This is a genomic window from Enterococcus sp. LJL120 (assembly GCF_054871765.1).
This window is the reverse complement of the sequence record NZ_JBTXLV010000021.1, coordinates 1-10518: the sequence shown is the minus strand read 5'-3', so window position 1 is coordinate 10518 and position 10518 is coordinate 1. Positions and strand designations below refer to the sequence as shown.

The following is a 10518-nucleotide window of genomic DNA, read 5'->3' as shown; positions in this document are numbered from 1 at the left end:
GCCGTGATAAAAGCTGTTCCAATCGTCGAATATAACTGTCTTCCAGAGGATTTGAGAATTGCTTTCCAAAACTAATGGTTTGCAACACTTCAGACGCCATGCTTTTGTTCCTTAGCTCGTTTAGCTGGTTATCAACCATATCAATTGAAGGGTGCAGCTGTAAGGTGCTTGACTCTGAAGCAAAGCTTCCCGCTATGTCCTCAGCCATAGTAGATACAGTTTGCTTCACAGTTTTGAATTGATTTTTCAGTCCATTATTCAAGCCATCCATTATTGCTTTACCGGCTGGTATCAACAATTTTTTATCATAAGAGATTGGTCCTTTGTGTTCAGCAATCCAATCTCCAATTCCGCCAATAAAATTTTTTCCAGTTTCCCAAGCCCCTTTTAATCCATTTACAAAACCATCAATAACAGCTTTGCCAGCCCCGAACAAATCAATCCCAGTAACTGATTGAATCAAATCGTTTCCCATCCTTCCTATAGAGGAAAGAACTTCAGGTATTTTTTGAACAATTCCTGATAAAAGGGCTCCAATTATTTGTAAGCCGGCAGACAAAATGTCAGGAATTTTTGACACAAGCATGCCGATAAAATCAATCATTAACTTTCCAGCTGCTGACAATAAGTCGGGTAATTTTTGGAGAATTCCGCTTACCAGTGACATTAATATAGACCACCCCGTGCTTACATACTGCGGCAAATTACTTAATACAGTCTCGATAAAAGTGCTGATTGCTTGACTAGCACTCTGTCCGATAGCCGGGAGGTTGCTTATAATACCGCTAACCAATGATAGTAAAAGATTTTTGCCTGATTCTAAAATTACAGGGATATTTACCATTATAAATTCCACAAACGTATTGATAAGTGAAACAGCTGTTGTGATTAATTGAGGCAATGACTGAAGGATACCATTTGCGATATTGGTTAAAAATTGAACACCCACTTCCAAGAAGGCTGGTAAATTTTCGGTTATCCAAGTAAACATACTGGTAATAACATTTTGAAATGTCACGAGAAAATTGGGAATTCCAGTCGTTATACCGGTACCGATTTGCGTTAGTAATTGACTACCGGCCGTCATAATTTGCGGGCCCATCGCAGACATAAATGTCACAATTGCACCAGGAAGAGCAGTCAAAATATTACTGACCATAGGAATGAAATTTCCAAATAAGAATGTTGACACAGTTTCAGCAAGAGCATTCAGTGCAGGTCCAACATCTTGTCCAAGAGCCAGATTTCCTAGTACATTGGATAAGGCCCCTTTCATCGAAGCTAGTGACCCACTAAATGTCTCTGCTGACTCTAACGCAGTGGTCCCAGTAATATCTAGTTCTTCTTGTACTGCGTGAATTGCGCTATAAACATCAGACAGGTTGTTAATATCATATTTAACACCCGTCAGTTTCTCAGCATCAGCTAACAATCGTTGCATTTCTTCCTTTGTTCCGCCATACCCTAACTTTAAATTGTCCAACATGGTGTAGTTTTGCTTTGCAAATCCTTGATATGCATTTTGAATGTCCGTCATGTTGGTACCCATTTTATTGGCATTATCAGACATATCAACCATTGCCATGTTTGCAACGTCAGCCGCTTTCTCAGTGTCTCCGCCCATTGATTGTAGGAGACTTGCGCTAAAGCTTGTGACATTCTCCATATAATCATTGGCTGAAAGACCAGCTGTTTTATATGCCTCATTTGCGTATTGTTTCACTTTGTCAGCGCTACCTTTAAAAAGAGTTTCAATACCACCTAAAGATTGCTGTAAGGCGGCACCTTCCGATATTGACGAAGATATACCTTTAACTATCATTTCGCCGATTTTAGCGGCCGCGATAACACTACCGATTGCGCCTACTAACTTACCACCAATAAGATTCCCGGCGCTAGTTCCTGCTGCGTCAGCCTCACCGGAGAGTTGTTTTTGGATAGAGCCGCCAATCCCCTTTGCAGATGGAACAATCTGGACATAAGCTTTTCCTAATTCTGTTGCCATGCTATCCCTCGCTTTCGGAATTATTTATCAAATTGTTTCTAACAAAATCGAAATCCTCGCCTGAACGAAACGAAATAACTTTGTCATTTCGCTGTTTTTCACGAAGCAAGTTTGGCACTATCGGAGTTGGCTTATTAATATTCTTTTGAGCGTCTTTAGTCTTAGACCATAAAAGAAGCGCTGTAGTATCTCGTATGCTTGCCAAAATTAAAGTATCTAAAGATACTTTTTGATCATTCAATTTCATTTTTATTCTAGAAGAGTCCCTCAAACCGCAAGAAAAGACAGCTACCGTATTTAACGGAAGCTGCCTATAGTCGTATATTTGATATGTTTCTGCAAGATCGCATAGAAGCGCATCTTTATCTAGACGCATCATCCCGGCGAGGGTTAGAAGTTTTTTGTTTCATTTTGATTTTGAAAAATTTCCGTCAATTCGCTTTCCATAATATTTAGCGGCACTCGACCATCTTCGGTACGAACATGATTTTTTAAAGCAGTTGCTTGTTTTGCGCCTAATACCGAATTTACTACTTTTGTTAAAATAAGTGGTTCTTCTTCTAACTGTCCGACCATCTCTAACAACTCATAATCGTTTAAACAGTCTTCTGAAATTTGATAGACAAATCCGGACTTCGTTTTCCCTTTAATCATTTAGAAGCTCCTCCCGACGTTGGTTTCTGAATATATTCATAGTGTGTATTTCCTTTTTCATCTGGGAGTGCATCTAAAGTCGTTTCATAACCAATAGCATCAGCGTCAGCGTAAGATATTTCGCCAATTTCCGATACCTTGCCGGTAGGGATAACCATACGCTTCAGTATGCCTGCTTTTAAAACCATATCCACAACAAGCGAATGCTCTTCTAGTTCAGAGGAATTTGCTTTAATTGTAATCCCAGTTGATAGATCGCCAGATACGTTGGCAGTCCCATAGACTTCCTTGAGAACATCAACATTCATTGTTTCAATCAGGGTGTACGTAAAGGTATCTTCTTTTTCCGTTTGAACAACCGCAACTGTATCGCCGCCCCACGCTTTCATTTTTTCTGAAGAAGGCGTGTTAGAATTAACCAGTCCATCTTCTGAAATGTAACCTAAACTTTTAAATGCTTTATCTAACTCCATTGATGCGTTCGTTGGCAACGCTGTTCCAAGAGGAGCCGAATAGATTGCTCCGCCAACCTTCGGTTTCGCTGTGGAAACATTTTCTACATTTGACAATGTAATCCCTCCTAGTAATGACCGATATCAAATACTGCTTGATATCTGTATTTTTTCGTTTCTGTATCTGTAAAATTATAATCACTATTCAACCTAACACTCGTAATCTCATCAAGAGAGATTAAACCTTTTAACACTTCCTTCAATTCATAATTTAACAATGCGGCTTTATACAATGTTGGTCCATAGCTTTGAAAGGAAAAAGTAGAAGAAGGAATATGATTTTTACTTCCGCTACCTGTTTTTTCAAACAAAACATAGCTTTCAGGCATTTCACCTTGCTTTTCCAAAAATGCGGACACAGATAAATGATTATCAAGAAATTCTTTTATTGTGATTTCAATCATTTACCGCACCGCCTTAAGCAACGTATTATTTTTCATATTTTCTTTTTTCGCTTGATAAGTATCAGCGAAAACCATTGCATTGGCCCGAGTTTTACCGACGAAAGTATCTTGTTTATACCCTTCCCCTGCACGATTTCTGATAGCTGTCGCTTTTTCTTCTAAAACGTTTTGCATTTCAGCCGATTTCAACAGCTGGCCAACACCTGAATAATTAATCTTAAACTTGCTATTAGCCAAACCTCTCCACCATCACTTTCTTGTTCCAATCAAGAGGTATCATATCCTCAATGCCCTCTGTAGGAAATCCAAATGCACGCCAGCGTTTGCCAAAGAATAAGACTTCCTTATCCTCCCATTCGTGCGTGTCACCTTTTGGAATACCCAGCGTATACACAGCGACTTTACCAGTTAACGACTGCTGATTGATAACGTCATCGGATGATGTAGGGCTAACAAGAACATTTTCCACATCTACAGGCTTATCTTCGTAGATAGGTTTACCAAATGGATCAGTTCCTGTTTTCACTTGTTCCATTAATTGGATTGTAATCCCTTTAATATTACCCATAAAAGTCAATCACCCCATAACGCTGTTGTTTCAAACCAAGACGACTAAGCTCAGTATTTTTGATGAACAATCCGCCACCTGGAACTAAATATGAACCTGACCATGAATAACCCAACGCACTCTCAGACGTCTGTGTCATCGGTTCTTGGTTAGTTGATGTCATCAGTGTGCGTGCAACGATGTCTACAACTACAGACTTAACGACTGTACCGTAAGACAAACTACTTACCACCATTTCATCTAAATCCTTACCTACCTTATTAGCTTCCACTCTTAACGAATCAGAGACCACTACAAGCAACTTTTCAGCCCGAGCGGTCTCCTCCTGTTTTAGTGAACGCCATAAATCGATGACATCTTGAACGGTTGCAAATGGTTTATTTTCCATGGTTCATCATCAAATCATAGAGTGTTTGTTTATTAGCACGTTTATCATACTTGATATTAAAAGCGTCAAGCTCTTGCATGATTTGGGCACGAGTAATGTTGTCAAAATCTGCATTGCCTGTGTTTTCTTCTGGTGTTTCTGTTGCTTGAGGTGCTTGTTCAGGAGCTGGAGTCACAACAGGTTCCGATTTTTTTGCTAATTTCGGATCATAAGGTACCCAAGCACCTAAAAGCTTGCTTGGAGTTTCAATGATGAAGCCTGTGTTTTTATTTTTGTATTTCATATTATTCGCCTCCGCCTTCTGCTGGGGCCTCTTCAATTCTAGCGAATGCATGAGTGTCTAAGATTCCCCATCCAATAAATGCTTCTGTACGCAAACAAATTTCATTGTATGCTTTTAAGTCACGGCCAGTTCCGTCAGGATCACCATATTCAATGATTTCCATTGGAATATTTTCAGCATATCCCCATTTGAACATATTGCTGAAATCACCAGCGATTACATGATTTGTGCGTGCCGTTCCGCCAACAGTAACCAAGTTTTTATTGATATCAGATTGCATACCATAAAAAGAATTTGGATTTTGACCAAAACGAAACTCTGGATACTGAACAACTCCAGCAACTTTTAGCTTCGCAAGGCTTTGTCCGGCTAATGGCGATAATGCTAGACCTGTCACATCGCTTCCACTAGCGACAACGGTTTGAACTGCCGTATCAATATCATCATCAATAGTGCCAGCGTTAAACGCGATAACATTATCTGTAATTACACCGTCAAACGAATTTGTATTTCTGAATGACGCATCTGTCATTGATTTTGGTTCTAATCCGTGGATAGCTGCAAGGTCAAAACCTACAGCGATTTTTTTTGCAAAACCATCTGCATAAGCTTTTAAATAGCTGATTTGTTTTTCTTCTGAAGCATACTTGAATTCATCAGTGATGCGCGCTTGATAAACAAATTTGACTGGTTTGATTACTTTTGAAGTTAGAGAAGACTCTCCAGCTTTCTTTTGTTCACCTTCTCCCACAATTTGAGCATTTCCTTCTAAATTAAAAATGAATTGCTCAGTTCCATTAAAAGGAATTGCTGTTTGTGAAGCTAATTTGGCTAAAACTGAATAGCCTTGTACCTTTGTCATAAGTTCTGTTACTAATTCTGGATTAAATAAAGTTCCTGCTTTTTGAGTCATTTTTTATTCTCCTTTTCCATTTAGGTCTCTGGCTGTTTGTAACCAGTTTTTATTTTCATCGCTAATATTTGGTTCTACCGATTTTAAAGGAGCTATCGGCTTTGGTTTGCTAACAAATCCAGCTAAACGCTCTGCATCTGCTTTGATACTTTCCTCATCGTCGCCAACAAGTCTATCTGCTAAATCAAACGGCAACCCATTTTGCAATGCGATTCTAGTTCGCATACTAGCCGTTTCTTGACTAGCGATTTTTGCGTTTAAATCAGTTACTGTTTGCTCATGAGTTTTAGCAGTATTACTTAACTCTTCAATAGTTGATTTGAAGGTTCTGGCTTCTGTTTCTAACTCTGTATTGCGTTTTTTGAGTTCGTCATAATCACTATATTTTTTAGCTAAAGTTTCTTGTTCTCTTACAACTCTAGCTTGAACTGCTTTATCGAACTCTTTTTGTGTTGTAATTGGTGTAAAATCTGTCATGATAATCGCCCTTTCTCCCACTTGACCCGGTGGTATCGGTAATTTTGTGTATTAAAAAAACGACTATATAATATAGCCGTTCAATACCTAATTTGTTGTACTTGTTTCGGTTTGTCATTGTGACATGCCCAGTGTGCTAGTAAAGCACTATCCATTAAACTAATATCCATATCGTTAAATTGCGACTTATAGCCAAAACCTCCACCAGTGCCGATGCTGCGCTTTTCGGAATTAGTAACTACTGTTGCGAGTGATGGTTGGTCAGCGTGGCAAATGGTCTTTTGATATATTCCTTGCTCCCATAAAGCATTTGCATTGATCACCTCTTTGACCGTTGGTAGTATAGGTTTTTTAATAATGCGAAACTCTTGCATATCTTGAGCTAGAATGCTTTGGCCACTTGCGCCGTCGATTGTAATGCTAGCCATGTTCGCATTTTTGAGAAAATTAATAATCCACTGATTCCCATTTCGAATTGATTGGCAGTCAATGGATTCAATAAATATTTTTCCCGATAAAGTTTTAACCGCAATACTCATAGCAACGTTAGTACCATCATTGCCATATTTGACACCAACATACAGAGGACCTTTAAGGATTGGTAATCCGCTAACTGCCAGAGCCTTCCACTCTTGCTCGGATATGGCTGACTTTTGATTGTATTTAGGCCAGTAACCCAAACGCTGCACGTTATGATCTAGCTTATCCTCACCTAATTCGGCTTCAATTTTACGCTCATTTAGATGGTATCCCATGGAAGGATTAGAATTATACCACGCTTCAATGTCATGGATGTCTTTTTCCTCATCAACAGACCACTCAGCCCATCCGGCGTATTTTGATTGACCAAACAACAAGTTCTCTCGAAAATTCGTAAAAACTGTACCACTTGAAACTGGTGTTGGTGGTGTTCCAGTCATGATTGTCATAGGATTTTCGCTATCAGTTACGGTATATTTCAATGCTGATTCTTGTTCTGTCGTATACTCTTGCGCCTCATCAATGACCAAAAAGTCAAAGCCTTCGCCTAGTCCACCACTTGATGTCCTTGTTCTAAATTGGATTACACCATCAGTGGAATATAGCTCTAAACGTTCTTGACCTTTAGCTTTGATTGAATTAAAATCTTCACCCTCAACATAGCCAGATTGTTCTAAATATTTTTTCATTTTTTCAAACGAGGCATGAGAAGTGCTGATTCGGTGAGCTGTGTGTAAAGTACTTAAACCTTCTTCTAATGCCCATAGTTCAAGCATGTAAATGATTTCTGTTTTACCATTACGCCGTGGCAACGAATAACCGAATTTTTGATGTATCCATAATCCGTCATCATCTATGGCCATGATTGGCGCTAGCATGTTCAATTGCCAGTCGTAACACTCTTGTTTCGTTTTTTGATATATGTCTACAGCTTGCTGATACAACGTATTAGTATATGGTAATATTACCGATTGAGTAGGATGTTGATTACCAAATCTTACTTTAGTAGTCATAAACTATCCCCTTTCAATCTCTCGCATGATAACCCTGTCGCTGGGATGTTTTAATAGATACCTAGGTCTTCTGCTTCCCAGTATTCTTCATCATCTTCATCCATGTTTATTTTTACTTCTTTTTAATTGCACGAAAGGCTGAGCCAACAATTATAATGCACAATGCAAAAGTAATAGAACTTATAATAGCTGCCCCACACAAAATAAGATTGTACTCATTTCATCCCCCCTTAATTTTAGGTACAAAAAAAGCACTCACTCATTTTTCAATGATTGGGTGCTATTCCTCAATTATTTCAAAATCTTCTGGCGGGTATAAATAATCTTCGCCAGATTTATCAACAATTCTGTACCATTCATTTTCGACGGATAATACTTCGTAAATCTGTCCATTATCGAATGTAAATGATTCTGTCTTACCAATATATTTGACTTTCAATTATAACCACCTCTTTACTTTAAATTCTATTTTACCAGTATTCTTGGCTTGGTACCAATGAACCTCCGCTTTTTTACCATTGCTCATTTCAGCAATACCAGTAACCTTCTGCCAGTCACTAGGCTTAGAACCTGGATTCTCACGAACCAATCGATTTATATCGTCAATCTGTCGCCCAACGCCTTTACCAGCAATGATGTTTACTTGCTTTATGGTTGAGCCACTCTTAATTGATGTCTCTCCACGAACAGGTATATCATGCTTAGCAAAAATATCTTTGGCTTTTGCACTAACTGATCTAGGTAATTGGATATCATTTTGTGGTAAGCCGAGATTTTTTCTCCCCTCTATTTTAGCACGCTTTTGAGCTGTTCGCCATTTTTTCGTGTGAGAATTTTGGACTCCACGTCCATCTTTTGGATTGTACTCAACAGTACAACGGCAACGCTCATGCCGCCTGTAAATATCGTCAGGCTCACTATGATAATCATACGTTCCAGCTAAATTCCTACACCACTCGCAAGCGTGCCCGAATACACGCCTTGTGATTTTAGGAGATAAGCCAGCATTAAAATGGAAATCTGCATTAGTTTTAATTGCATCATCTACAACGCTTTGAGAGAAATTAACGATTGGGTCATCTAGCAACCACTTGGCAAGTTCAAAATCGTCATACTCAGTCAGTTTGTTAACCAGTCCGTCAATGCGGTCTTGATTAAGAACTGGGGATTGCGCTTTTAGTTTTAATCCCGCTTCATGATTTAATATTGTTTGCACATCATTTGCATAACTGGATATTAAGTCATAATTATTTTTCAGTCTATTGTTCAAAATACGCTCTGCAATATTGTAGTACATTTTATTGTCTGGTAGTACATCTGCCGTGATAGTACTTTTGAATACATCGGATAAAATTTCACCCACTTCGACAGCAAAATCATTTACATCAAGATAATTGACTTTCTTTGATTTTAAAAGGTTTAGAGCTTTTTTTAGCTTGGCACTCTGCAGTGTTTTTGTATTGAACTCTTTTTCAATCAATTCTAATAGCTCAGGAACAATATCTTTATCCATTGCTATTCGCTCCTTTAATGCCTGTCAAATCTCGAAGGGTCTCACTACCTATATATTCCGGGATAGCTTGATTAATTTTAATAGCTCCATCACCAATCAATGCTAGCGAACTTGCATCCGCCTCGAACAACGGCTCCCATTTGGGTGTTGTATCGCTGAACTGATAACGTGAGTATTGAAAGTCATCACGCAAACATGCAGCAAGAAAAGCGACGTTTAATAACCCTGAACCGAGTGAGCGTTGCGCTTTGCGTCCGGCTAGTCGTAAGTTTTCGTGACTAGCTTTGATAGCTTCGACCGATGAGGGATTGTCTGATACAAAACCTAAATCGTCTAAGGTTAAGCCTGTTTCCCCAGCAAAACCTGCAGCCGCTGTTTTAAGTTGTTCTGTGAATGGTGTCATACTAGAGGTTGCGAATTGACCCAATACAGGTTTTTCACCATCCGAATCTTTTGTAAACTGTAGCATAGCAGAAACAGCTGCTTTCCAACTCTCCATCGGTTCAGCTTCTTGGCTTAGTCCGCTTACATATTTTTGTGGGAATGAATAAAACTCTGCTGTAACATCCGCTCGCTCTAGTGTACGTTTTGCATAACGTTGATAATACATGCCTGCACGAGTGATTCGTGACCGCCCAAATGGTCTCACTGCATCCGGTCTGTGTATAATCGGTACTAACAACGGATATGCAACTTCGTTTTCAATTGAATAGGGTTTGCCGTCCTTCGGATAGTACTCTGTTTGCCCTGGTGTAAAATAAGCCTCAAGAATCGGTTTATCATACTCGTCACGACTAAGCACCGCATATCCCTCAGTCAGTAACCCTGTGATTGGGTCAATGATTCCTGTTGCATTGCTAGCTTCTATCACTTGCAACTGGACGTCATCGTCATTTTTTGAAATATAAACAAAAGAACACGATGCAATCAACGCTGAAAGCACCGCACTATCAAAAAACACATCTGGATTGTTCGCTTGAAAAATCTCATTCACTTCAAAATTATCATTGATAAATTCTCGAAACACCAAGCGGTCCGCAAGGCTGTCAACACCCTTTGCACACCAACCTAAAACTGAGCGATATCGTCGTCTAATTTCTTCTGGAATAGTGATGCCTACACTTCTATCAGTGTATTGCATAGCGTATTGCCTATAGCGCATATCCACTCTTTGTTTATGTGATTCAAGCTTTTTTCGTAAGTATTCAATGCCTTTTGATTCCATTTTTTCAACTCCTTAAAATGTCGCGCGAGAAAAAATGTACAGTGACGGCGTGAAGTACGGGCAAGCCGCCGGTGGGGTGGGTA

15 protein-coding genes are annotated in these 10518 nt (G+C 39.2%); all 15 read right to left on the bottom strand.

Annotation, left to right across the window (positions count from 1 at the left end; genetic code table 11):
- Window positions 1-2005 (bottom strand): phage tail protein (locus ACYSNU_RS18540; protein WP_461738578.1); only part of this gene is annotated, 2005 nt, incomplete at its 3' end.
- A 1-nt stretch (window position 2006) separates the two neighbouring features.
- On the bottom strand, window positions 2007-2384 hold the full coding sequence (locus ACYSNU_RS18535; protein ID WP_461738577.1) for a DUF5361 domain-containing protein: 378 nt from the start codon (window positions 2382-2384) through the stop codon (window positions 2007-2009).
- 11 nt (window positions 2385-2395) lie between these two features.
- On the bottom strand, window positions 2396-2659 hold the full coding sequence (locus ACYSNU_RS18530; RefSeq protein ID WP_461738576.1) for a hypothetical protein: 264 nt from the start codon (window positions 2657-2659) through the stop codon (window positions 2396-2398).
- Complete coding sequence (locus tag ACYSNU_RS18525) at window positions 2656-3228, bottom strand: phage tail tube protein (protein WP_461738575.1); 573 nt, start codon at window positions 3226-3228, stop codon at window positions 2656-2658. The genes ACYSNU_RS18530 and ACYSNU_RS18525 overlap by 4 nt, the downstream gene beginning before the upstream one ends.
- A gap of 11 nt (window positions 3229-3239) precedes the next feature.
- Window positions 3240-3575: a hypothetical protein gene (locus tag ACYSNU_RS18520; protein ID WP_461738574.1), complete on the bottom strand. Its 336-nt coding sequence runs from the start codon at window positions 3573-3575 to the stop codon at window positions 3240-3242.
- Window positions 3576-3812, bottom strand: a complete 237-nt coding sequence (locus tag ACYSNU_RS18515; RefSeq protein WP_461738573.1) for a hypothetical protein — start codon at window positions 3810-3812, stop codon at window positions 3576-3578.
- On the bottom strand, window positions 3805-4143 hold the full coding sequence (locus ACYSNU_RS18510) for a hypothetical protein (RefSeq protein WP_461738572.1): 339 nt from the start codon (window positions 4141-4143) through the stop codon (window positions 3805-3807). The genes ACYSNU_RS18515 and ACYSNU_RS18510 overlap by 8 nt, the downstream gene beginning before the upstream one ends.
- Entirely contained in the window at window positions 4136-4531 is a 396-nt protein-coding gene (locus ACYSNU_RS18505; protein ID WP_461738571.1) for a phage Gp19/Gp15/Gp42 family protein, read from the bottom strand. Before ACYSNU_RS18505 ends, ACYSNU_RS18510 begins: the two co-directional genes overlap by 8 nt.
- Window positions 4521-4814: a hypothetical protein gene (locus tag ACYSNU_RS18500; protein ID WP_461738570.1), complete on the bottom strand. Its 294-nt coding sequence runs from the start codon at window positions 4812-4814 to the stop codon at window positions 4521-4523. Before ACYSNU_RS18500 ends, ACYSNU_RS18505 begins: the two co-directional genes overlap by 11 nt.
- 1 nt (window position 4815) lies before the next feature.
- Window positions 4816-5727, bottom strand: coding sequence for a phage major capsid family protein (locus ACYSNU_RS18495; RefSeq protein WP_461738569.1), 912 nt, complete (start codon window positions 5725-5727; stop codon window positions 4816-4818).
- Between the two features lie 3 nt (window positions 5728-5730).
- Window positions 5731-6204 carry a capsid assembly scaffolding protein Gp46 family protein gene (locus ACYSNU_RS18490; protein ID WP_461738568.1) on the bottom strand — a complete coding sequence of 158 codons (474 nt, stop codon included), beginning with the start codon at window positions 6202-6204 and terminating at the stop codon, window positions 5731-5733.
- 80 nt (window positions 6205-6284) lie between these two features.
- Window positions 6285-7697 carry a DEAD/DEAH box helicase family protein gene (locus ACYSNU_RS18485; RefSeq protein ID WP_461738567.1) on the bottom strand — a complete coding sequence of 471 codons (1413 nt, stop codon included), beginning with the start codon at window positions 7695-7697 and terminating at the stop codon, window positions 6285-6287.
- A gap of 280 nt (window positions 7698-7977) precedes the next feature.
- A complete protein-coding gene (locus ACYSNU_RS18480; RefSeq protein WP_461738566.1) occupies window positions 7978-8136 on the bottom strand; it encodes a hypothetical protein in 159 nt (52 codons plus the stop codon).
- Window positions 8137-9210: a hypothetical protein gene (locus ACYSNU_RS18475; RefSeq protein WP_461738565.1), complete on the bottom strand. Its 1074-nt coding sequence runs from the start codon at window positions 9208-9210 to the stop codon at window positions 8137-8139. It lies immediately after the preceding gene.
- Complete coding sequence (locus ACYSNU_RS18470; protein ID WP_461738564.1) at window positions 9203-10435, bottom strand: hypothetical protein; 1233 nt, start codon at window positions 10433-10435, stop codon at window positions 9203-9205. The genes ACYSNU_RS18475 and ACYSNU_RS18470 overlap by 8 nt, the downstream gene beginning before the upstream one ends.
- Window positions 10436-10518 lie beyond the last annotated feature (83 nt).

Coding starts and splice junctions, on each gene's coding strand:
- ACYSNU_RS18530 (WP_461738576.1), bottom strand. CDS start 2,659: ATGATTAAAGGGAAAACGAAGTCCGGATTTGTCTATCAAATTTCAGAA.
- ACYSNU_RS18490 (WP_461738568.1), bottom strand. CDS start 6,204: ATGACAGATTTTACACCAATTACAACACAAAAAGAGTTCGATAAAGCA.
- ACYSNU_RS18485 (WP_461738567.1), bottom strand. CDS start 7,697: ATGACTACTAAAGTAAGATTTGGTAATCAACATCCTACTCAATCGGTA.
- ACYSNU_RS18535 (WP_461738577.1), bottom strand. CDS start 2,384: ATGATGCGTCTAGATAAAGATGCGCTTCTATGCGATCTTGCAGAAACA.
- ACYSNU_RS18470 (WP_461738564.1), bottom strand. CDS start 10,435: ATGGAATCAAAAGGCATTGAATACTTACGAAAAAAGCTTGAATCACAT.
- ACYSNU_RS18495 (WP_461738569.1), bottom strand. CDS start 5,727: ATGACTCAAAAAGCAGGAACTTTATTTAATCCAGAATTAGTAACAGAA.
- ACYSNU_RS18500 (WP_461738570.1), bottom strand. CDS start 4,814: ATGAAATACAAAAATAAAAACACAGGCTTCATCATTGAAACTCCAAGC.
- ACYSNU_RS18505 (WP_461738571.1), bottom strand. CDS start 4,531: ATGGAAAATAAACCATTTGCAACCGTTCAAGATGTCATCGATTTATGG.
- ACYSNU_RS18520 (WP_461738574.1), bottom strand. CDS start 3,575: ATGATTGAAATCACAATAAAAGAATTTCTTGATAATCATTTATCTGTG.
- ACYSNU_RS18475 (WP_461738565.1), bottom strand. CDS start 9,210: ATGGATAAAGATATTGTTCCTGAGCTATTAGAATTGATTGAAAAAGAG.
- ACYSNU_RS18510 (WP_461738572.1), bottom strand. CDS start 4,143: ATGGGTAATATTAAAGGGATTACAATCCAATTAATGGAACAAGTGAAA.